This window comes from Paenibacillus medicaginis (assembly GCF_042138635.1).
Taxonomy (GTDB): Bacteria; Bacillota; Bacilli; order Paenibacillales; family Paenibacillaceae; genus Paenibacillus; species Paenibacillus medicaginis.
The window spans coordinates 77954-99379 of sequence record NZ_JBHIRY010000009.1 but is presented as its reverse complement, the minus strand read 5'-3'; the positions used below and the strand labels follow the sequence as shown (position 1 = coordinate 99379).

Below are 21426 nucleotides of genomic sequence, written 5' to 3'. Positions count from 1 at the left end.
GCAGATTAATGGGGAGATGGTCAAAATAGATCCTTTAAAGACAGATCTCCCCGACCGCTGCAAATTGGTAATAGCTGAAGTGATCACAGGTAACAAATATAAGCACATTGAAACAGTAAGCAGCTCCTAAATGGAGCTCGCTAAGCGGGACAAGCACTTTGGATCTAATGAGAAAGGAGCAATCATATGACCCAATTAGTATACATCGACAAAGGCCGCCCGGTAACGGATAGCCTGACAGTAGCGGAGGTGTTCCAGAAAAGACATGCTGATGTGATTCGCAGCATCGTTAATCTGGAATGCAGCGAGGAATTCAACGAACGCAATTTTGCGTTGGTTAACTACATTGACGGCAAAGGCGAAACGCGTCCGAAGTACATCATTACCGAAAAGGGATTTTCATTCCTTGTGATGGGCTACACAGGGAAAGAGGCTGCGCAATTCAAAGAAGCATACATCAATGAGTTTGAACGCATGAAAGAAGCGCTCAATAAGCCCAATGTTCCGGCCCTTGATCCCAACGCAGCATTGGCGGTAGCGCTTCGGCAGACTGCAGACATGATGGACAAGCTTCCTCAGATAGTGAGCAAGCTGGAACACATTGAGCAGAAGGTGGAAAGCCAAATCACCCTGGACAGCGGCCAGCAGCGGACGTTGCAGCAGGCAATTAACAAAAAAGGTATGCAGCATCGAACCGGTCAAAGACCTGCGTGCAGGACTATTCCGCCAGCTCCACAAGGAAATCAAAACCCGTTGGAACGTCCCGAGCTACAAGGATCTGCTCCGGCATGATTTGAAGGATGCTCTTAATTACGTAAACGCCTGGAAACCCATTCCCCAGGCTATCCAATAAGGAGTGACAAGCATGAAAGAGATTCAGAAACGTATTGATGAACTCCGAGGGTTCTATGACCGCATTTGCGAAAATCCTCTATCAGTGGATTTGGAAGTATTGCCAGCATCCATTGATTGGCTGGTGGGCGAAATCAAACAACTTAAAGCACTGTTGCCCGAGGAACAGACATATGTGGCGGTGTAAACGACAACCGGTTGTAAGTCTGAAACGAATTGTTTGGGAGGGAGAACATGGAAACACGATTAATCCCCGTAATCGATTCTACCGGCTCACGCCAATACCTGGATGCGCCGGGACGGTCGTACTTCGAGGCCGCCTATCATTTAAACAGCTTGCTGGGTGATGTTGTTAGGGTTGACAAGGACTTATTATTACTCAACGCCGAGGAGGTTTGGATGTTGGACAAGCAAACAGAAATCAAATCAATTCGCAGGGATCTGCGTGTGCTGTATCAGGAGAAAATCGAGGTTTTGAAGGCAGGTAACAGCGCGACAGACATCAATGAGAGCATGAACAGCCTCAGCGTCCGGCTCTTTAAAATCGAGAGAGCGGACCGCAGAAACGAACCGCTTGGTATCGGGAAATACGTAGGAAATTGCACGCGCTGCGGCAGGGAGGCGTACGACGGTCGAGCCCCCAGGAATACAGAAGAAGGCCTCTTCTGTAATTACTCCTGCCGCAGTGAGTGGCGTAGAGAACAGAAACAGGCCCGCAAGTAATCGTGTTACCAGCACGATTCGATAAACATTCGTCTTCGGCATTATAGCATTCTATTTTCATTTTGAACAGAGGGAGGCAAGGGATATGAGTACGCCATTCCATCCCTATAGCAAGGAACAGCAGCTCCGCAGCAAGCGGATCAAGCATACACAACGCCAAATGGGCGATATCAGCCAGCGGGTAGACAAGGAACTGAAAGACCGCTCTCAGGGCCTGTGTGAGTACTGCGGCGAGGCTTTTGCAAAAGAACGCGCTCATTTAACGGGTCGGAAGCAATTGGATCATAAAACCACGGCAACAGACCTGCTGCATGTATGCAAACCCTGTCATGACTGGCTGGACGGTTCGCCGGAAGGCATCCGTATGCGCCGGGCTATGGCGCGGGTGATCAATACGGAGCTGCAAAAACACGGAATCACATCATGAAACACGCGACATACGCAGGATGTCCGGTGGATGTCCTGCGGACGTCCATAAAAAAACCACGTTGCCGGGAGGGAGGTCACAGATTTGGCGTGGATAGAAAGTCACCAAGGCACCGACAGGCACCCCAAAACCAGAAAATTGTGCCGCTTGCTGGGTATCTCCAGACCGGCAGCGGTCGGTCATCTACACATGTTTTGGTGGTGGGCCATGGATTACGCCCAGGACGGTGACATAAGCAAATTTGGCCCTGATGACATTGCTGATGCAGTGGATTGGGAGGGGGATGCTGATCAGTTCTATGATGCATTACTGGCATCCGGTTTCGTCGATGAAACCGAGGCGGGGCGCAAGATTCACGGGTGGTACGGCTACGCTGGTCGGTTGATTGAGCGGCGCGTTGCGGACGCTGAACGGAAGCGTATTTCACGCGGTCGCAAGAAGCCGAAACAGTCAGATTCCGAGGATAGTCCGCAGGACGTCCGTGGGACAGGCGAAGGACGGCGTTCGGAGTCCATACGTGACCTTAACCCTAACCTAAACCTAAACCAAAACATAAAAGAAAAAGATATATGTCCCGAACCGCCTCCGGCAGCTCAGGACCCGTCTCCTCCTCCGGATGAAATGGAGAAACCGGAAAAAGGGAAAAAGGAACCAAAATACGATACTGACAACACCTATTACAAAATGGCGGTGTACTTCAAGGGCAAAATTGACATCATGGCTGCCCAGGAGGGGCTGCAGCATTTAACCAGCAAGACAAACCTCCAGAAATGGGCGGACGATTTCAGGAAGCTGGTGGAGCTGAACAAGCAGTCTGACAAGGATTTAATCCGCTCTGTCATGGATTGGGTAGTAACCGACGAATTTTGGCGCAGCAATATTCTGAGTGCTGATAAATTCCGGGACAAGTTCCCGAAACTGGTCATGGATATGCGTAAGGCTAACCGCCCGGCAAAGTCTACAGGGGGCAGCAGCAAGCCGATCCTCCCCATTGTCCAGCACACCGGGGAGGGGTCAGAGGTGTCAGAGCAAGAAATGGAAGAGCTTCTGCAATTGGCCGAACAAATGAGCGGAAAACGATAGGGAGGGGAAAACGGATGAGCACATATGCAAACAGAGGCATGGGATTTGAATCCCTGCTGGATTTTTCAAACCAGTTGTACGAACGAAACGGCGTAGCAGTCATCAATAAACGCCCCACTCCGGTAAAAGTCACCAAGAGCAGCGGAAACCGGATACTGGCAGGCTACTTTGAAAGGGCATCAACCGTGGATTATGACGGATCGTACCGGGGCCGGGCAATTGCCTTTGAAGCCAAGTCCGTGAAAAGCCTGGAACGGTTTGAACTGAAAAACCTGCATGAGCATCAGTTTGACTACCTGCAGCGGAGCGAGGAGGTTGGCGGAGCCATAGCGTTTCTATTGGTCGAATTTACAAAGCACGGGACCACGTTCCTGCTGCCGGTCCAGACCCTCCGGACGTACTGGCGGGAATACCAGAAGCCGGGCGGGAAGGTTCGGAGCATTCCGCTTGCCGACTTTGAAATCTATGCCTACGAAGTCCGGAAAGGGCGGTATCCGGTAGATTATCTATCAACGGTAGATAGGATATGGTTCCCGGCAGCTGAGGCAAAATGATTCTTGTTTGCCTCGAATGTGCCGCTGACATGACTGAGACGGCCCCAGACAGCTACAGATGCCCACGCTGCGGGTTTAGGGCTGATCAGATATCAATACCGATTGAGGACGAAGGGAGGCGGCTACAGGTGCCAAACGAAAAGGGTTGGCTGACCAAAGAAGAAGTTAAGCGGACTGGTAAGCCAATTTTGATACCAGATCCGGACGGAACATCCGGAAAATGGCACAACGGCAATCCGCCCGGCGGCGGTCTGCTGCTGACCCGGACAAGCTGCGAGAAATTTTGCCCGGTGGCAGATGATGAGGAGCCAGTAGCCTTTATGTACAACGGCAAGGCAGTGGCACCGTACAGGTATGTGCCTTACTTCTTCCGGACAAAAGATCAAATTAATTCCTGAAAGGATGGAAGTCATGGTAGATAAAGTGAAATTGACCAAAGCGCAAGCCGGGCATATTGCAGGGGCAAAAGCGCAAATGCGTCCAGAACAAATTGTAATGCTTCAAGCTCATGAACACGATTGGTTAAAATGGACCGAACTCAACGATATGGATTTAGACACTCTTATCAAAGCGGTATACATCGGATACGAGGTTGAATTAACCGTACAAGAACGGCTGAAAGAGGCGTTTGATACTACTACAGGCTCTGATGGTTGCTACTATGGCGAAATTGTAGCAGAAGCAAATGGATTCCATGCGGGCTTTAAAACTGCTCTTGATATCGTAGGCATGACAGTACCCGGTATAAACGATTAAGGGCATAGCCCATAACCATCCATAGGAGGAATGAACAATGAAAACAGAAACGGCTGATAGAAAGTTGCTGCGTGAAATCGGATATGAGGAATCTTTGCTTGAAACCATGACGGATGAAGATTGCGAAGCAGAAGTAACAGAAATCCCGTACAACGCGGGTTAACCATCCATAGGGAAAGGACAAGGGGGACGCAAGATGAACCGGATAATCTTCTTCAGCGGCGGAAAGGCGAGTCTGGCAACTGCTGATTTTGTAAAGGCTCAGCATCCAGAGGACAACATAGTTTTGTACTTCACTGATACTTTATGGGAAAACGAGGACTTATATCGCTTTATCAATGAATCATCTGACAAACTGCAGTTGCCCATGTTAATACACAGTTCCGGTATGAGCCCGATGCAACTCATGTATGAAAAAAAGCTTGTCTTTAACAGCATGATTGGGGACTGCTCCAAGATACTCAAAATGCGTGTTGCCGCTGATTTCTTGAAAAAGGGTAAGCGGCCTGCGATAGAAGAATGGCGGAATAAACAGTATTTGAAGAGTGAGGATTTTGTAAGGGATGCGGTGCTGTACTTTGGAATTGGGTTCGACGAGATGCATCGGCAGGGGGCTATAGTGAAGAACTGGCTACCATTTCGCGTTGAGATGCCGCTTATAGACCACAACATCTACAAAGACGACGCGCTCAAGAAATACAGTATCAGGCAGCCGGTATTATACGATTATGGTTTTTCTCATAACAACTGTAATGGAAGGTGTGTGAAAGCCGGACAAGGTCATTACAAACTCCTGAAGGAGCAGATGCCCGATGTGTTCCGGAAGATCATGGAGCAGGAACACCACTTAAAGATATGTGTTTCAGCCTATCGTTACATCAAGGATACAGAAATGGACGACGATGTCAGGGAAATGATGTACCAAGAACTGGACGATGCCTACCGGGATTATTTTTATGACAGAGCGGACAAACCGAAATCATACATTCACCCGGCTGCGGGATCGTCAGACATGACCATTAAACAATACAGCTTCATGAAAAAGGGCGGTAAACCGTATCCAATTCGAGATTTACATTATGAAGTCGAGGACGATATGCAGATTGATTTGTTCGACATTGGAGGATGCGGCTGTTTCGTAGACGCGTGCGTGATATAGGGGGGATATACCCAGGAAAGGACGGATACAGAACATGCGTAAATTAAGCCTGTTCAGCGGGATTGCCGGCATTGATTTAGCAGCTCATTGGGCGGGCATGGAGACAGTGGCTTTCTGTGAAAGAGAGCCTTTTCCCCGGAAGGTGTTAGCTAAGCACTGGCCCGGTATACCCATATACGACGATGTATGCACGCTAACAGCAAAGAGATTAAAGGAGGATGGAATCATTGGAGACGGTAGAGCAATTGACATTATTTCCGCTGGATTCCCCTGTCAACCATTCAGCCACGCCGGACAGCGAGCGGGAACTGAAGACGAGCGTTACCTCTGGCCGGAAGTTGTCAGAGTCGTTGCAGATGTCCGGCCCACTTGGTTCCTTGGTGAAAATGTTGCTGGGCTCCTCAGTATGGCGGAGCCAGATGGGGGGGCTTACGTGGAAGGTAGAACCATTACCCGCACGGAGGAAGAAGACTTTTACGAAGCAATACTTACACAACAAGAAATTATGCTCCTCGGTCGTATCTGCCAAGACCTTGAAGACATCGGTTACCAAGTCGCCGTTTTTGTTATTCCGGCTGCAGCTGTTGGCGCCTCGCACAAAAGAGACAGAATCGGCATTTTGGGGTACACCGAGCGCAGCGGATTCAACGGGGAACCACGGCGGCGGGCAGAGCAAGAGCCTGCGGACGGATATTTACAATGTGCAACGCGGTTTATGGGCGACCCCTCAAGCGCGGGACTACAGAAGCGGAGACGACCCGAACGGACCGAGAGTGCAGAGGAAACAGGAGCAGGGTTGGTCGCAAGATCTGAACGACCAGGTCAAGCTTTGGCCAACTCCAAGGGCCGGGGACGGTCCACACGGAGGGCCGAACAGTCGAGACAGCAAGGGGAACTATGCTCTATCGGGAGCTGTCCACCATGCGAATCTATGGCCAACACCAAAAGCAACCTTAAGAGGGGATTGTCCATCGGAACGGGAACGCCGTACACCGGACCTGAATGCAGCCGTGAAAATGTGGCCCACACCACGTGCGAACGATGCGGAGAAGCACGGGGAGATCAATGCAGAGGACCCAAGGAACGGCCTTCCGGGTGCAGTGCGGATGTGGCCGACACCGAATACGGAAGCGTGGAAGGATCGCGGCGGGCCGGAGAATTCCTCAATTCAAAGGCGGATAGAATTGGGGAAACAAGTAGATTTGCAAATGACGGTTCAGGGGCAGCTCAATCCGGAATGGGTGGAAGCACTAATGAACTTTCCGATTGGCTGGACGGAAGTGGAGTGAATCCGCTGGATGCCCTTGCCGAGTTTGTTGCAGCATATCCGCAGCCAGCGCTTATGGGGCAACCACAATACGAATGGGAGCCGCCCCGTGTTGCTTCCGGTATAAAGGACCGGACCCCCCGTCTGAAAGCCCTTGGGAATGCGGTTGATCCGCTGCAGTTTTACCCGATTATGGCGGCAATTAAAGCAATAAACGATGGGCTAATGAGAGAGGAGGGTGGCGCAAGATGATACTACACGGCAACTGCCTTGAAGTAATGCCGACACTGCCGGCAGGCTCCTTTAATACGTGTGTGACCTCTCCGCCATATTGGGGTCTGCGGGATTACGGCCTGCCAGCATCGGAATGGCCGGAAGTGACTTATACGCCAATGCCCGGCTTGCCTCCGGTCACCGTTCCGGCGTGGACCGATTGCCTGGGGTTGGAGCCGACGCCGGAAATGTTTGTTGGACATATGGTTCTGGTCTTCCGGGAGGTGTGGCGGCTGCTGCGTGATGACGGTACACTCTGGCTTAATTTTGGGGATAGCTATTGTTCGACGGCACCCGGTACTCAGGGAGATCCGATTCACGCAAAGGGCTATTTCAGCGGTGTGAGTGAGCAGCGGGCAGCAGCCAGTGCAAGGGTGCGCCCCGACATACCGGCAGGATTGAAGAAAAAGGACCTGATAGGTATCCCGTGGCGCGTTGCATTTGCGCTCCAAGCAGACGGCTGGTACCTCCGAATGGATAACATCTGGAACAAGCCAAACGCAATGCCTGAGAGCGTCCAGGACAGGCCGACCAAAGCACACGAATATGTATTCCTGCTATCCAAGTCGGAGCGGTACTACTACGACAAAGAGGCAATTAAGGAACACATGGCTGAATCAAGCCTTGCTCGGCTGTCTCAGGATATCAAGGGGCAGAGTGGCAGTGATCGGGCGAATGGTGGGGCCAAGACAAACGGACGTATGAAGGCAGTAGGTAAAGCGTACAGCTTTGCCCGCACGGTTAACGAGGGGGATGTACCGGGTCAGCCAAAGCAGCACCGCCCGGACCGGGAGGATATCGAGTATTTTGGTACTCGGAATAAGCGATCAGTATGGACGGTGGCAACGGCGCAATTTAAAGAAGCCCATTTTGCTGTTATGCCGGAGGAAATCGCAGAAACCGGAATCTTAGCCGGGGCGCCAGTGGGGGGGGCGGTACTTGATCCGTTTGGCGGATCCGGAACGACGTTGAAGGTGTCTTTGGAGAATAACCGGGAATGTACGATCATTGAGATGGGCGGTCAGTACGTTGAAATAGCAGAGCGGCGGACAGCGATTATTCAACCCACGCTGATTTTATAAAGGGGGATATATACATCCCCCATCCCACCAAAAGGAGAGATATGAATGATCGAATGGGGAAATGAAGTAGACGTTGCCGAGTACACAACAATTTACTTGGCGGATGAACGGCAGCCTCCAGAATGGTTCCCATCGGACGCTAGTCCATTCGCTGGGGAACAGGTAACCCATTGGGCATTTGTCAATTTTCCGGGAGAGAGGAGCACATAACAATGCAACTTGTGAAACTCAACCGTCAGGAACAGTTCGACGCCTTGAAGAAGGGCGACTTGGTAATCGTGAAGTGGCATCCACGTAGTAGTGAACATCGTTTGGCTGAACGCCGGAAGAAAATCGCCGCCGACGCTCCGTATTATATCGGTCATTACCGAATGGTGGAAGTGAACCGGAATAACGAAATAATCCTCCAGGTAAGGGACAACGTTTATTTCAACATTCAAATGTACCTGGATGGAGAATCCACGGCCGCTGAAGCATACACGATTGAGGGATGAGACTTAACAGCCTCTTACCCTATAACCCTAAAGGAGTTGACAAGATGGAGCGGATTTACAGGACACACGCTGATACCGAAGTCACTCAGTTATCTACTGCTGTAAAGTGCCCTCATTGCGGCAAAGAGTGGATGGAACCGGATGCAGATGAATGCGGAAGAACATATAAACTGACTTGCGAGAATGAAGACTGTGAAAAGGAGTTTGAAATGTACTTTGATGCCTCATAGCTTCTTACCCTATACCAAAGGAGAGATAAACCTTGAGAGGTGTAAATGTTTGGCCTGTATCAGCCATGAATGTTGACGGTAAGAATCGTTGTTCCAACTGTGGTAAGCCCGAGGAAGAAGCGGGCGATATTATTGTCGGCAACTCCATGTATGACGGGGAATGGTGCTGTTGTCCCGAATGTGAAGCAGAACATGATACATTGGGATGTCCGTTTGAACATGGGATCAGATACAGGGATCAAAAATACTGAGGTTACGGCCTTACCAGGGAGGGATGACATGGAGCCAAACGGACAAATGGACAGCAGGGATGATCTTATGGCGTACCTCCGTATGCTTCCCGAGCAAGACAGATTCCGATGCTTGGGCATTATCCAACGTATGCGTAACGGGAAAATGAGCGCGTCACAGGGCGCTGCTCAGATAAAAGAACTACTCTTCAAAAACGGTATTTTTGAAGAGTAGCCAGGAGGATATACATGGCTGACAATGTGCATCCGTCGTTCGGTGAACACGGCATTTGCGCAGTTTGCAAACGCAATCCAGTCAATCGCTGGTGTGATTATGTGGTGGAGTACACCAATCCGGTCACATTTTTGCGCAACTACAAGGATTTTGTCGCCGTGAACAGTGGCAACGACTATACAACGTGCGACTTGCCTATATGTGACAAGTGCGCAACGAGTGTAGGCAAAGACAGGGATTTGTGTCCGCATCATATGAGCCTACACCGCCAAGCAAAGCTGCCAGATGGGTATCAACGGCGTCGACAGGCCCAAGCAAGAGAGAGTATGTACAGGGAGGGATAAACAAATGGAAGATTACGAGAAATGCGGTAATCATGTGTTTCTGACAGCCGAGAGCGCTCAGAAAACCATTGAACTAGCGATAAACCATATTGTAGAGGATGCGCGACAAAAGGCCCGCAGTAAGGCATTTGATGATTGTACAACCTATTGGAAAGCAGAGATTGAGAAGATTCATGCGTTTGGAGCGCCGCCAAGGGCGCAGTTATCTAAGATACTGGCATTATTTAGGATTGAAGTGAGGGAGGAAGAACAGTCATGAGTACAGAGAAGAAAATGTATCGCGTGCTTGCTCAATCGAATGGTATTACCGTTACCCTCAGCATGAATAAGCCGGATACATGGGATCAGGCGGAGTCTGATGCAAAGAAATATATACCTCCTGAAACAAAACCATATGTAATACAAGAAATTTGCGATGAAGATGACTGGTATGCTGGGACACTAAACTTTTGCCCCCGCTGTGGGTCGAAAGCTAATTACGACAATAACGGGGAGTTTGAATGTAACGATTGCGAATCTTCTGGCGAAGCGTATATTCACGAATTGGGAGGAGAACAGCCATGACACAAGTAAAGGGAATGACAGATCAGCAGCTTAATATAGCCATAGAGGTTCTGCTGGGCGCAAAAGTGGACAGAGTCAGACCGGGGAACGTGCTCATGGGCAATTACTCATACACAGCAAGGAACTACAGCGGTGACCCTGCCGCCTCTCTGGAGGTACAGGCAGCAGCATGCAAGGTAAATCCCAAAGGATATATCCGCAATTTGGGCACAGTCCAGAATTGGGCTGCTGGCATCATCATCAGCGCGACAGAGGCGGCACGACTGGTTACTGCAACGCCCCGCCAGCGGGCTGAGGCTGCATATATGACCTTATCACAGGTTAAGGAGTCTTCACAGTCATGATTGAATGGAGAAAGTACAACCCGAATGATCGTAGCATTGAGAGCCATGTAGATCATCTTGTTACAAACGGGACCAAGACTTTAATAGCGTGGCACGCAAGTATTCCAGGGACAGGGACATACAGTTGGAGGATTAACCAATCCTTGATCGGATGGGTAACACATTGGTCACCAATCAATCTACCACCCAAGGAGGTACATGGGCATGAATGAAAGATACAAACTCAAGAAGGGCGACAAGGTTGTAATGCACACATGCTTGGAGCATGATAATCCGGATCACTTCGGGAAAATCTGGACATGCAGCAGCGATCAATTTACTCGTGGGAAAGGCGTTTATGCCCAGGATTCAGTGTTTCTCGAAGGGTACAGCGGATCATTTGCCCCTGAATTTCTTCAAAAAGTCAATGTGGACGAGGTGCTAGAAGAGGCACAAGGAGATATCGAGATCCTTAAATTTAATGGAGACTCATTCAGCGAAATGTTGTCCGAGGCACACCGGGAAATTGTGAGACTCTGTAAGGGTCTTGAAGAGAAAGATACAACTATAGAAATGCTTACCAAACAGATTACTGATGAGGTTGCAATTTCCGCTGCAGCTATTGTCGAGCGTGATCGGCTCCGCAAGCAGCTTGAAGATAAGAAGAACCTGCTTCGTATGACCGATCAAAGTCGCGACGAGGCGCGGAGAATGTATAAAGAAGCGTGTGATGAGGCGAATGAACTACAGCAGCAGCTTGCAGAGAAGGAAGCAGAGATACAGCAACTACGTAAGGCACTCAAATTTTATTCGGTCAACTCTCATTATGAATGTTCTCACACATATGACGAAACAGGAGAAGCCGAAGTTGTCCCATCAAAAGTTGGGCGTGATCGTGGAAGCTTGGCCCGTAAAGCATTAGGGGAATAACCCTCCCCATATACAACAACCCACCATATCGCGGACATGCTCGATATGGTGGGAGTAGAAAGGAAGGGGCTACGGTGGAACAAATGGAACTATTCCCATCAGCATCTAAAACCGATATGCAGGCTGCCCGTAGTCTCCTGAAACGATATGACCGCATGCGCCGATCGGCGGACATACTCAGCCGTAAACAGGAACTGACCGGGAAGGAAAGGGATGTCCTGGACGATTGGCGGCAGAAGTCTGAAGCTGTCGAAATGGCCGTTAAAATGATCGTTGAAGAAGAGGTCCGCACGGTGATGGAATTCCGTTTTATCCGGGGGCACACTCGTTGGGGGACAGTCAGCCGATTTCCTGAGATCACGGAACGGTCGGTTGACAGGCGAATTGTTCGCGGGGTAGAATCCGTGGCAGAAACATTGAAGCTGCTTGGCATCATATAAATGATTTTCACGTCTGTATCGCGTCTGTACCACGTCCGCATAAGCATGAGGATAGGATTTACAGTAGGGACATAGGGAATAACATCCCGGGTGTCCCTGCTGCCCCTTATCGCCGCAGGACTCGTCCATGCTGATAGGTGGGTCTTGTATCGGCTGCATTTTTGCATGCTGCTGCAACAAGGCCGACTAATGCACTGGTTGCGGCGGCATGGAAGCGGGGAACAGGGGTAAGATTACCCTGGCGGTCGCTCCTCCTGGGCGGCATAGAAATACAGGAATATCATAAATATGGATACGAGGGCGACGGGAAACCGCCGTCCTTTTTTCTTTGTTAAATTTGCGTTTCAAAAACAATTTGAGAGGATGAATGCGCATGGGAGAGTACCATATATATCGTAAGACTTCAAGGGTGGAGCTTATCGGTCAAAGTGAGGATGGGTTAATCGTTCGTAATATGGGAGCTCCCGAAGATCGGTGGGAAGTGCCGTTCGACGTTTTCAAAAACACGTACGAGCCAGAAACCCGAGTAGCTAATCCACAGATCGAAAATAATTTCACCTATCACGCGCCGAAGCCGGGGCAGCCTGATACCTACGAAGCAATTCGGGAGAAGGCCAAGGAGCTGGCTTATTTGATTGATGAGCTGGTACCGAATAGCCGCGAGAAGTCATTAGCCCAGACCAAGCTTGAAGAAGCGGTTATGTGGGCCAATGCTGGAGTAGCACGGAACTGAAGCAAAATTATTTTCAAAACCCTATTGACGTATGTACGACAAAGGTGTATATTTGGATTAACAAGTCGTACATACGACACCGACAAGCCGGATAGACTGGATGAGGTGAAAGGGGAACATGAAAATGAAAGCATGGACAGTAAAATTCAAATCGTATAACAAAGTAGATTATTGCGAAACTGTGTCTGGCAAGGACGAGAAAGAGGCACGCAAAAATGCCCAACGTTTGACGGTCAAGAAAGATGACCGTGATAAGATTGAATGGATTAAAGAAGACCTTGAAGCCAACAATCCTTACATGGGAAACTGACACCGCTGGACTGCGTAACGACCGTAAAGGGTTACGCTGAAAGAACAGGCAAGAACATACGGACAGTCCAGCGTATGTGTGAAGATGGCAGATTGAAGGCTAAGTTTGAACATGGTGTTTGGTTAATCGAATATCAACCGGAAGAGTAGCGATGCCGCTACTCTTTTTGCTGTGTACAAAAACAATGAAAAGGACGTGACGTAATGAGTTATGCATACTTGGATCAAAGTGAATACCGAGTGCTTCATGTAGTTGCTGCTGAGGGGACTGCTTCCAAACACGGCAAGTACGTACAGACGGATATTGATACCGAGGGTACCGGCTACCCTGCCGTAAACGGTGAGTCAATCGTCTACTATAGCGAGTTGGACGAGGCGTACATCAAGGGAAATCGCAAAGACGGCAAGCTGATCCCGACACCACGGGTCATCAGAGACTTAGCAGATCAACTTAAGTAATACTTTTCCCGGCGCTGTCCGGGATTTTGGCGCTATAGGAATATGCGCGGTTCGATTCCGTGCGGCGTCGTTAAATTTTAGTAAAGGAGCTGAATGGTGATGGCGCTGACGGCCAAACAGAAGCTATTTATCAAAGAATACCTGGTTGACCTGAACGCCACTCAGGCAGCCATTAGAGCTGGATATAGTGCGAAAACAGCTAATGAGCAAGGTGCCCGGCTGTTAGCGAATGTTAGTGTACAGGCAGCTATCCAGGTAGCAATGGATAAGCGAGCGGCCAAGCTTGAGATTACGGCCGACATGGTGCTGGAACGATGGTGGGCGATTGCTACTGCTGATCCAAACGACATCATCCACCTACGCCGGACATGCTGCCGGTATTGCTTTGGGGAGGATCACTCATACCAGTGGACGGACGAAGCCGAGTACGAGAGGGCTGTGCAGGCTGCTATAAGAGACGCCAGGCTACAGAGTGAGGAACAGGGGAAAGAGATTCAGCCCAATATTCCATCCGACGAAGGTGGTTATGGTTTTGATTCGCCGGAGCGTCCGCATCCCAAATGTCCGAATTGTCGCGGCGAGGGTGTTGCTGGCGTGCATATCGAGGACACACGACACCTCAGCGACAAGGCCAAGTTGCTTTACGCCGGGTTGAAGACAACCGCCACCGGCATTGAAATAAAGCTTCATGACCAGGGCAAGGCGCTGGAGAATGTGGCACGTCACCTCGGCATGTTCAATGACAAGGTGGAGCTGACCGGCAAAGATGGAGGCGCACTGCAAGTCGTGTTTGACGGGGGGATGACAAAAGGTGAGTAAGGTCATTATCCCGTACAAGCCGCAGCCGCGCCAGCAAGTCTATCACCAGACCAACGACATTGACGAGCTGTTATACGGTGGAGCTGCCGGAGGTGGCAAGTCTGAGGCGACGATCTGGGATGCCCTGAAGTACGCCATGCAGTATCCAGGCAGCCGGCAGATTATCTTCCGGCGGACATTTCCGGATCTCCAGCGTTCGATCATTGCCCGGACGATTGTAGCCTATCCGAAGGAGCTTGGAAAATATAATGCTTCTAAGCATGAGTGGGTGTTTATTAACGGATCGGTGATTGAGTTGGCCTATTTTGATAGTGACATGCACAAGGCCAATTATGCCGGTGCCGAGTATGACGTCATTCGATGGGAAGAGCTGACGCATTTTGAGGAAGGCTGGTATACCTTCATGCTCTCCCGGCTGCGCGGATCTACGCCGTATCCACGGTATGTGAAGAGCACAACCAACCCCGGCAGCATTGGGCATGCCTGGGTTAAGAAACGGTTTATCGACATTGGAGCCTGGGAGCAGGTCCATGAGGTGCAGGAGGTTGACGATACCGGCACGCCGCTGGTTCATCCTGATACCGACGAACCTATCATTTCACGGCGTATCTTCATCCCGGCAAAGGTACAGGACAACCCGGCGTTGCTTGAGGCTGACCCGAATTACATCGTCCGGTTGATGCAGCTTCCTGAGCAGGAGCGCAAGCAGTTGCTTGACGGGGATTGGGATACGTTCTCCGGTCAGTATTTCAGCGAGTTTTCCCGATCCCTGCATGTCGTGAAACCGTTTGAGATTCCGCAGTCCTGGCCGCGATTCCGGGCGCTGGACGAGGGATATACCGACCCATTTGTATGTTTGTGGATCACCTTATCGCCTGACGGCACGGCCTACCTATATCGGGAGCTGGCACAGACCAAGCTGCTTACATCGGAGCAAGTGGAGCGTGTGCGGCTCAATAGTCCTGTGTCGGAGCATTATCAGTACAGCGTAGCGGATACGAGCTTTTGGAATAAATCCAAGACGGAGAACATCACGCCTGCCGAGATATTTGCTCAGAAGGACGTGCCGCTGATTCAGGCGAAGAAGGAGCGGGTCAATGGATGGAAACGGCTGCGGGAGTGGCTGCATCCCTATGACGCTCTAGATCATGTGACAGGCAACACATACAAGACAGCCAAGCTCAAGATATTCGAAACGTGTATCAAGGCCATTGAGGCGATTCCCGCCATGGTTCACGATGATAAGCACGTGGAGGACGCCGCCGCGCATCCGCTGGACCACATTCCCGATGCTCTGCGCTATTGGGTTATGAGCCAGCCGACACCAGCTAAAGGTGAGAAGCCTTGGGGGGCTAACGCAGAATCAATCCCAGACAAGTCGTCCGGCGGCGACGATGACGATGATGACGACGATCTGCCGCAGGTCGATGGCTTTTGGTAAATCGATATACGGCATTTATGCAGGACATGTGTACAAAACACAAACTTTGGTGAACATGTCTAACCGCCGGAACCCTTGATACATAAGGGTTTGTTTACGATTCGGGGAAAAGTCTTTATGCATCGTTTATACAGCGTGCTAATAACCCGCGTGGTTGATGGGTTTAACATAAAATAACAATTAAAAAATATGCATCGAATATGCAACCAGGAGGGGTATAAATGGAAATTGCATACGTGGCGGTGAGCGCTCTGTTCGCCGTCTTTTTGTATTTGCGGATGCGTGAGCAGGACAGGACCATTAAGGACCTGACGGACCGGCTGGCTGCCCGTAGCCACGCCGAGTACCTTGCGACTAGGGCATATGTTGAACGACCCCCGGACGATAAGCCAGCGAAGCGTATGAGCTGGTACGATGATCCGCTGGAGGAGGATGAAGAATGAAGATAATCGACAAAGTGAAAGGCATATTCAGCGGCTCCGATGATACTGCTGACTCCACTAATCCGAATACGCCGGAACAACAGCGGATATGGGATACCGTCAACGAGGATTATCAGGTATTCAAAGCAGCCAGACAGGAGATCGAGAAGCATTGGCGAGAGGAACAGCGGTTCTTTATGGGCGATCATTGGCACGGCCTACGAACAGAAGTAACATCCAAGCGTAGACCGAATGCGGTAGAAAACATCGTATTTAGCCAATTGGAGTCTATTGTCGGCAAGTTGGCGGGCTGGATGCCGTATCCCGACTTCTCTGCTCCCGAGCCTGGAGACGAGCAGAAGGCTCGTGATCTGAATGACTTCATGCCTTATGAGCTGCGCCGTATCAAGTTTAGAGCAAAACATATGCGCGCGATTCGGCGTATGGTCATTCACGGTCATCTGATCTATAAGACCATCTTTGACCCTACGGTTGAGGGTGGGCGAGGAATGAATCGCTATACAGGACGCAACGACATTCTGCCCGTGGACTTGGCGACATTCTTCCCTGATCCGCGCATCCACGACTTTATCTACTTGCAGCAGATGTCGGCTATCATCGTGCACACACGGCAGCCGTTGGAGTATTTCCGCAAGCGCTGGCCCGGCCAGGGCGCCAAGGTGCAGCCGGATAATGGGTCTGCTGACGTGGATATATTCACGGAGACACCGGATAACCGCATTCACACCACGGATAAGACGTCCGGGCTGATTGAGTATTGGTATCGTGGGCTGCCCAAGATGGTCACGGACGAGGACAGGGAGCTATTTTCCGAGTTGGCTGAGACAATGCTTGCTCGTGGTGCTGATCCGTCTGAGTTGGTAGCCAAGGCAGCAGGTCAGATGGAGGGTGTGCATTGTATTTACATATCCACGTCCGGCGTCATGCTGGAGCATAAATCCTACGTGTACGATCATGGGCAGTATCCGTTCACGGCGAGGACGCTGTACCCGGAAGAGGGGTCCGTGTGGGGTAAAGGCTTTGCGAGGGATATGATTAAGCCGCAGATCATGAAAAACAAGTATGCGGAGATTGCTGTCGAGACGTCGGCCAAGATGGGCGGATCGGCGATTGTGTACGAGGAAGGAGTCATCACCAAGCCCCGAACATGGCAGGAACAGCGCGGGCTTCCTGGTGCGATGCTACCGGTTGCCCCCGGCAGGCTGAATGGCGTAAAGGAGTTGCCGGGCGTCAACGCTCCAGCGACCGTATTTAACGCGCTCAGCTATTACGATGAGGTGTTACAGAAGATTCCGGGCCAGTTTGACAGTTCGAACGGCCAGGCTAGCAGCAATGTAACCAGCGGAGAGCAGGCCAAGGCGCTCATGGCTGCAGCAGGAACGCGGCTTAACACAGCGTCCGATATGATCCAGGAAGCGCTGGAGGAAGTGTTTGCGCAGTATGTGGAGCTGATTGCACAGTTTTACACGACAGAGCGTATTGCCCGTGTGACAGGGCGTAACGTGTCCATCAGCCGTGATGCAATCATATCCAGGGTGCCGAGTGAGTTTCAGACGGGGAATAGGATACCCGATCCGGTAACAGGACAGGAACAGCCGGAAGCTTTGCCGGTGCAGGAGGAGTTTGTACCGGAGTTTGACATACTGGTCAATATCTCCGTAGACAAACCGCAGGACCGCGAATACTGGTTGCAGCTTGTATTTAACTTGATGAACATGCGTGATCCCATTACGGGGCTGCCGCTGGTAGATGCTGAGGCCGTTCGCTTTGTTATCCAGACAGGGCGTATGGAGCCGATGGACGTCATTAAGCGCCGGATTGAAGAAGAGGCGGGCTTGCAGCAGCAATTTGCCCAAGCACAGCAACAGGCACAGGAAGCCCAGGTTCAAGTACAGCAATTGAGCCAGCAGAACCAAGCCATGCAGCAGCAGCTTGAGCAGTTTGGTGGTGAGCAGGCGCAGCGAGAACAGCGTGATCGACAGTTTGAGCAGGGGATCAAACAACAGAAGATGAATCTGGATGCAGCCAAGGTTGCCCAGCAACTGATGCAGCCTAATCAGGCCAGCGGTAGATAGTCTGCTGGCCTATTTATCATTCCGCCAGCCATAGCGGATAGGGAGGTTATCTATTATGAATGACCCAATCGCCAGCCATAGCGATGAGGTTCAGCAGCAACAACAGCAGTTTAGCGATGAGGACAAGGTGCGGGCTTATTATCAGGCTTTCGGTATTGAGTATCCAGCGCCCGAGCCTGCAGGCGACGACCTCAAGGACGATGTTGACCCGACAGAGCAGGATGATCCCGCCATAGATGATCCGGCAGTAGCAGCCGAGGGGCTGCAGGTCAAGTACAACGGCCAGGAGACGGTCGTGCCTGATGACCAGGTACGCGATTATGTCGAAAAAGGTATGAACTACGACAAAATCAAAGACCGCAGTCAGCAGTATGAAGCGGCCTTAAACCGTCTTGCACGCCAGCAAGGGTTCAAGGATCACGCCGAATTACTGGATAACCTGGACCGTCTTGAACAGGAGCGCATTCAGCAGCAGCAGACAGAGTTCGAGAGGCTCAAGCAGTCGCTGCGTGAGGATGCCGAGAATGCCGGTATTGATGTGGAGACGCTGGACAGATACCTGGACAACCACCCCCTGCTCAAGCAGGCACAGGAGACGGTGCAGCGCAGCCAGCAAGAACAGGAGCATCGCAAACAGGAAGAGCTTCAGCAGCAGCAACTTGCAGGCTGGCAGGCGCTATTTGCTAAATACCCCGACTTGGCGGAGCAGGTAGATGCGGAGACGGGGGCAGCAACCTGGATGACGCCAGACATGCACGCACGTCTGGAGAGAGGCTACGACCCTGTCGACGCTTACGAGCTTGTACACCGTGATGTGCTGACAGCTCAGACCCGGAAGCAGGCAGAGCAGGCCGTCATTAAGGCGCAGCGGCTCAATAGACGGTCACAGGTGGAGACGAACCCGTCTGGCAGCCTGGAGCCGCAAACGCCGGAAGAGTTGACTTCTGCGTTTGCCTTGTTCGGGATCGATCCGAAGGCAGCACAGAAATATGCGAAAAACTTCAATAAATAGGAGGTATGTGTGATATGGCACAAGGATTTAAGTATGTATACAACGACTACGGAAAGGACCCTACACGAATCACCAGCTTGCTGATGACAGATAACGAAGCTGGTCTGGCCGGGGAAGCTATTAAGATTGCAAATGGCCGTGTGACCAAGGCAGCGGCAACAGATGCTATTGCAGGCTTCCTGAACGCTAATGTCAAGGCAGGGAAAGACCAGCCGGTTGAATTTATCCTGGCACGTGAGGGCGATTGGTACGATGCCCCATATACCGGAACGGCTGATGACGGGTTTGTTGCCGGGGCCAATGCTGTAGCTTTGGCTGCCGATGGGCTTGCTGCTGATGCGGCAACCGTAGCCGGTGGCGCCCTGGCTGTATTTGACATCAACGCAAACAAAAAGACAGCACGGTTCAAAGTCAAGAACCGTCAGTTGTCTTAATTGAAGGAGGAATTGACATATGACAGCATTGAATTGGGACCCTAATGTATTGGAACCGATTTTCAAAGAGCTCTATGCCTTAGAGATGAAGAACAAAAAGGACTTTATTCCGTTGCTCTACAATGTTACAGATTCCAATAAATCTATGGAATCCTATATCGGAGTAGGTGGAGAGGGCCTGATGGAAGAATGGGGTCACTCGAACAATCAGGTGTACTATGAGGACGTCGATCAGTTGTGGGAAAAAATCATTAAAAACCGTAAGTTTTCGGATGGTCGAATCATTGAACGTGATTTTATTGATGATTTGAAGCTCACGGAAATCAAACGCCGGATTACGTCCTTGGCAGATGCCGTATACAAGACACAGCAGCTTCAAGCGGTTGAGTTTTTGAACAATGGATTTGATGCAACGGGTCCAAACTGGCGCAGTCGCACAGATAGCTACCTTGGTCCTGACGGCAAACCACTCTTTGCAGCAGATCACCCGTATAGCCCGATAAACAATACAGACGTGCAATCCAACCTGGGTAATAGCCCGCTGACTATCGATTCATGGGACGAAACAGCGGTGAAGATGCAAGAGTGGGTGGACGACAAAGGGAACATTATGGCGGTTATCCCTGATACGTTAATCGTTGCTCCGTACAATGCGCGTGCAGCCTTTAAGATTGCTGGGTTGCCGGATGCAGATCTGCCGAAGTACGAGCCTGGCAGCAACAACTTCGATGCCAATATGTACATGGGTAATATCAAGGTTGTTGTCAATCCGTTTATCCATCCGTCCAAACGCAAGAACTGGTATGCGGTTGACTCAGCCCGTCTGCGTCAGTTTAACATCTGGCAGTGGAGACGGAAGGTTGAGAATGGCACAATGACCGATTTCGATACAGAATCTACGAAACACAAGGCAATTGGCCGCTGGGCTTACGGGTTCACGAACTATTCCTTTGCATTCGGACACAAGGTGGTAGACTAGGGGCTTCGGCCCCTTTTTGCATTGGGAGGTGTGTTATGTATCGAGACGAGTTGCAGGTGCTGAATGCCATCCATCAGGAGCAGCAGCGCACAAATGAGTTACTGAAGCAATTATTGGACCAGAAACAACCTGTTCCAAAACAGGTAACCCGAAAGCCAGAGAAGGTGAGCCGTGATGAAGGTAAGTGACGTCGTTGAGGAAATTATTGAGAAATCGCCACATACCCTGTCGCCTGCTTCCATCCTGCGGAAAATCACTAATATACGTGATAGATTGCTTAGGAATCTGGGTTCCGCACAGCAGCAGTCTGAGACGGTCTGTACTGCAATTGATTTGAATAAAGATCAGGCTTCGTATACGCTTCCGTGTCCGCAGAGCGCGGTAACGGAAGTGACAATGCTGGTAGACGACAGGTATATCCGTCTGCCGCTCCGACAGTTTCATAATGCGTCAATCAAGCCATATCATTACTTCCAGGCGGGACAGATCGGCATTGTGCCGACACCGCAGGAAGACGTGCCGTATGGCATAAAGGTGTTTCACGCGCCGGTCCTGTACCCGTTACGGCTGCAGGACATGGACAAAGATACCGGCTTTGACCCGGACTATGACATGCTGCTGGTGTACGGCGTGCTGCGAGAGATAACCAGCGGAGCAGAGGCTCAGGAATACAGCGCCAAATACGACCAGTTGTATATTGAGTACCAATCAGCCAGTAACGGCTATGAGCGGTATTCCGTTGATGAGAGGTGGTAA

The 21426-nt window shown here is 50.8% G+C and carries 34 protein-coding genes and 1 pseudogene; all 35 read left to right on the top strand.

The window, feature by feature from the left end; translation table 11 throughout:
• Positions 1–186 precede the first annotated feature (186 nt).
• The 35 genes and pseudogenes from ACE5LO_RS11750 (at position 187) to ACE5LO_RS11580 (ending at position 21426) form a co-directional block, all read left to right on the top strand.
• Positions 187–792 carry a Rha family transcriptional regulator gene (locus ACE5LO_RS11750; RefSeq protein WP_375520210.1) on the top strand — a complete coding sequence of 202 codons (606 nt, stop codon included), beginning with the start codon at positions 187–189 and terminating at the stop codon, positions 790–792.
• Positions 743–853: an ORF6C domain-containing protein gene (locus tag ACE5LO_RS11745; protein ID WP_375520320.1), complete on the top strand. Its 111-nt coding sequence runs from the start codon at positions 743–745 to the stop codon at positions 851–853. Before ACE5LO_RS11750 ends, ACE5LO_RS11745 begins: the two co-directional genes overlap by 50 nt.
• A 12-nt stretch (positions 854–865) precedes the next feature.
• A complete protein-coding gene (locus tag ACE5LO_RS11740) occupies positions 866–1039 on the top strand; it encodes a hypothetical protein (protein ID WP_375520209.1) in 174 nt (57 codons plus the stop codon).
• Between the two features lie 47 nt (positions 1040–1086).
• Complete coding sequence (locus ACE5LO_RS11735; RefSeq protein ID WP_375520208.1) at positions 1087–1575, top strand: hypothetical protein; 489 nt, start codon at positions 1087–1089, stop codon at positions 1573–1575.
• Between the two features lie 85 nt (positions 1576–1660).
• Positions 1661–2002 carry a hypothetical protein gene (locus ACE5LO_RS11730; protein WP_375520207.1) on the top strand — a complete coding sequence of 114 codons (342 nt, stop codon included), beginning with the start codon at positions 1661–1663 and terminating at the stop codon, positions 2000–2002.
• An 84-nt stretch (positions 2003–2086) separates the two neighbouring features.
• Positions 2087–3085 carry a phage replication protein O gene (locus tag ACE5LO_RS11725; protein ID WP_375520206.1) on the top strand — a complete coding sequence of 333 codons (999 nt, stop codon included), beginning with the start codon at positions 2087–2089 and terminating at the stop codon, positions 3083–3085.
• A 14-nt stretch (positions 3086–3099) separates the two neighbouring features.
• Positions 3100–3639: a Holliday junction resolvase RecU gene (locus ACE5LO_RS11720; RefSeq protein WP_375520205.1), complete on the top strand. Its 540-nt coding sequence runs from the start codon at positions 3100–3102 to the stop codon at positions 3637–3639.
• Positions 3640–3767: 128 nt separating this feature from the next.
• Complete coding sequence (locus ACE5LO_RS11715) at positions 3768–4037, top strand: hypothetical protein (protein WP_375520204.1); 270 nt, start codon at positions 3768–3770, stop codon at positions 4035–4037.
• A gap of 13 nt (positions 4038–4050) precedes the next feature.
• Complete coding sequence (locus tag ACE5LO_RS11710; RefSeq protein ID WP_375520203.1) at positions 4051–4395, top strand: hypothetical protein; 345 nt, start codon at positions 4051–4053, stop codon at positions 4393–4395.
• 37 nt (positions 4396–4432) lie between these two features.
• Positions 4433–4558: a hypothetical protein gene (locus tag ACE5LO_RS11705; protein WP_375520202.1), complete on the top strand. Its 126-nt coding sequence runs from the start codon at positions 4433–4435 to the stop codon at positions 4556–4558.
• Between the two features lie 33 nt (positions 4559–4591).
• Positions 4592–5554 carry a phosphoadenosine phosphosulfate reductase domain-containing protein gene (locus ACE5LO_RS11700; RefSeq protein ID WP_375520201.1) on the top strand — a complete coding sequence of 321 codons (963 nt, stop codon included), beginning with the start codon at positions 4592–4594 and terminating at the stop codon, positions 5552–5554.
• A 34-nt stretch (positions 5555–5588) separates the two neighbouring features.
• Positions 5589–6143 (top strand): annotated as a pseudogene (locus ACE5LO_RS11695) (DNA cytosine methyltransferase); the annotation flags it as partial.
• A 648-nt stretch (positions 6144–6791) separates the two neighbouring features.
• The gene (locus ACE5LO_RS11690; RefSeq protein WP_375520325.1) at positions 6792–7073 is read left to right on the top strand and encodes a hypothetical protein; all 282 of its coding nucleotides are present in this window, start codon (positions 6792–6794) and stop codon (positions 7071–7073) included.
• On the top strand, positions 7070–8176 hold the full coding sequence (locus ACE5LO_RS11685; RefSeq protein WP_375520200.1) for a DNA-methyltransferase: 1107 nt from the start codon (positions 7070–7072) through the stop codon (positions 8174–8176). Before ACE5LO_RS11690 ends, ACE5LO_RS11685 begins: the two co-directional genes overlap by 4 nt.
• Before the next feature lie 45 nt (positions 8177–8221).
• A complete protein-coding gene (locus ACE5LO_RS11680) occupies positions 8222–8386 on the top strand; it encodes a hypothetical protein (RefSeq protein ID WP_375520199.1) in 165 nt (54 codons plus the stop codon).
• A gap of 2 nt (positions 8387–8388) precedes the next feature.
• Positions 8389–8670, top strand: a complete 282-nt coding sequence (locus ACE5LO_RS11675) for a hypothetical protein (RefSeq protein ID WP_375520198.1) — start codon at positions 8389–8391, stop codon at positions 8668–8670.
• A 509-nt stretch (positions 8671–9179) separates the two neighbouring features.
• Positions 9180–9365 carry a hypothetical protein gene (locus tag ACE5LO_RS11670; protein ID WP_375520197.1) on the top strand — a complete coding sequence of 62 codons (186 nt, stop codon included), beginning with the start codon at positions 9180–9182 and terminating at the stop codon, positions 9363–9365.
• A gap of 14 nt (positions 9366–9379) precedes the next feature.
• The gene (locus ACE5LO_RS11665; protein ID WP_375520196.1) at positions 9380–9709 is read left to right on the top strand and encodes a hypothetical protein; all 330 of its coding nucleotides are present in this window, start codon (positions 9380–9382) and stop codon (positions 9707–9709) included.
• A 4-nt stretch (positions 9710–9713) separates the two neighbouring features.
• Entirely contained in the window at positions 9714–9968 is a 255-nt protein-coding gene (locus ACE5LO_RS11660; protein ID WP_375520195.1) for a hypothetical protein, read from the top strand.
• Positions 9965–10273, top strand: a complete 309-nt coding sequence (locus tag ACE5LO_RS11655) for a single stranded DNA-binding domain-containing protein (RefSeq protein ID WP_375520194.1) — start codon at positions 9965–9967, stop codon at positions 10271–10273. The genes ACE5LO_RS11660 and ACE5LO_RS11655 overlap by 4 nt, the downstream gene beginning before the upstream one ends.
• Positions 10270–10617, top strand: coding sequence for a hypothetical protein (locus tag ACE5LO_RS11650; protein WP_375520193.1), 348 nt, complete (start codon positions 10270–10272; stop codon positions 10615–10617). Before ACE5LO_RS11655 ends, ACE5LO_RS11650 begins: the two co-directional genes overlap by 4 nt.
• 204 nt (positions 10618–10821) lie before the next feature.
• Complete coding sequence (locus tag ACE5LO_RS11645) at positions 10822–11526, top strand: hypothetical protein (protein WP_375520192.1); 705 nt, start codon at positions 10822–10824, stop codon at positions 11524–11526.
• A 74-nt stretch (positions 11527–11600) separates the two neighbouring features.
• Positions 11601–11966, top strand: coding sequence for a hypothetical protein (locus tag ACE5LO_RS11640; protein WP_375520191.1), 366 nt, complete (start codon positions 11601–11603; stop codon positions 11964–11966).
• Positions 11967–12507: 541 nt separating this feature from the next.
• Positions 12508–12699, top strand: a complete 192-nt coding sequence (locus ACE5LO_RS11635) for an Acb2/Tad1 domain-containing protein (RefSeq protein ID WP_375520319.1) — start codon at positions 12508–12510, stop codon at positions 12697–12699.
• 118 nt (positions 12700–12817) lie between these two features.
• Positions 12818–13009: a hypothetical protein gene (locus tag ACE5LO_RS11630; RefSeq protein ID WP_375520190.1), complete on the top strand. Its 192-nt coding sequence runs from the start codon at positions 12818–12820 to the stop codon at positions 13007–13009.
• Between the two features lie 203 nt (positions 13010–13212).
• Entirely contained in the window at positions 13213–13467 is a 255-nt protein-coding gene (locus ACE5LO_RS11625) for a hypothetical protein (protein WP_375520189.1), read from the top strand.
• A gap of 99 nt (positions 13468–13566) precedes the next feature.
• Positions 13567–14286 (top strand): terminase small subunit, encoded by a 720-nt coding sequence (locus ACE5LO_RS11620; protein ID WP_375520188.1) that lies wholly within the window; start codon positions 13567–13569, stop codon positions 14284–14286.
• Positions 14279–15727: a terminase large subunit domain-containing protein gene (locus ACE5LO_RS11615; RefSeq protein WP_375520187.1), complete on the top strand. Its 1449-nt coding sequence runs from the start codon at positions 14279–14281 to the stop codon at positions 15725–15727. Before ACE5LO_RS11620 ends, ACE5LO_RS11615 begins: the two co-directional genes overlap by 8 nt.
• A gap of 221 nt (positions 15728–15948) precedes the next feature.
• A complete protein-coding gene (locus ACE5LO_RS11610; RefSeq protein ID WP_375520186.1) occupies positions 15949–16170 on the top strand; it encodes a hypothetical protein in 222 nt (73 codons plus the stop codon).
• Positions 16167–18245 carry a portal protein gene (locus ACE5LO_RS11605; RefSeq protein ID WP_375520185.1) on the top strand — a complete coding sequence of 693 codons (2079 nt, stop codon included), beginning with the start codon at positions 16167–16169 and terminating at the stop codon, positions 18243–18245. Before ACE5LO_RS11610 ends, ACE5LO_RS11605 begins: the two co-directional genes overlap by 4 nt.
• 55 nt (positions 18246–18300) lie before the next feature.
• The gene (locus tag ACE5LO_RS11600) at positions 18301–19257 is read left to right on the top strand and encodes a hypothetical protein (protein WP_375520184.1); all 957 of its coding nucleotides are present in this window, start codon (positions 18301–18303) and stop codon (positions 19255–19257) included.
• A 14-nt stretch (positions 19258–19271) separates the two neighbouring features.
• Positions 19272–19691, top strand: coding sequence for a hypothetical protein (locus ACE5LO_RS11595; RefSeq protein ID WP_375520183.1), 420 nt, complete (start codon positions 19272–19274; stop codon positions 19689–19691).
• A 19-nt stretch (positions 19692–19710) separates the two neighbouring features.
• On the top strand, positions 19711–20670 hold the full coding sequence (locus ACE5LO_RS11590; protein WP_375520182.1) for a Mu-like prophage major head subunit gpT family protein: 960 nt from the start codon (positions 19711–19713) through the stop codon (positions 20668–20670).
• 35 nt (positions 20671–20705) lie between these two features.
• Positions 20706–20858: a hypothetical protein gene (locus ACE5LO_RS11585; RefSeq protein WP_375520181.1), complete on the top strand. Its 153-nt coding sequence runs from the start codon at positions 20706–20708 to the stop codon at positions 20856–20858.
• Positions 20845–21426, top strand: coding sequence for a phage adaptor protein (locus ACE5LO_RS11580; protein WP_375520180.1), 582 nt, complete (start codon positions 20845–20847; stop codon positions 21424–21426). The genes ACE5LO_RS11585 and ACE5LO_RS11580 overlap by 14 nt, the downstream gene beginning before the upstream one ends.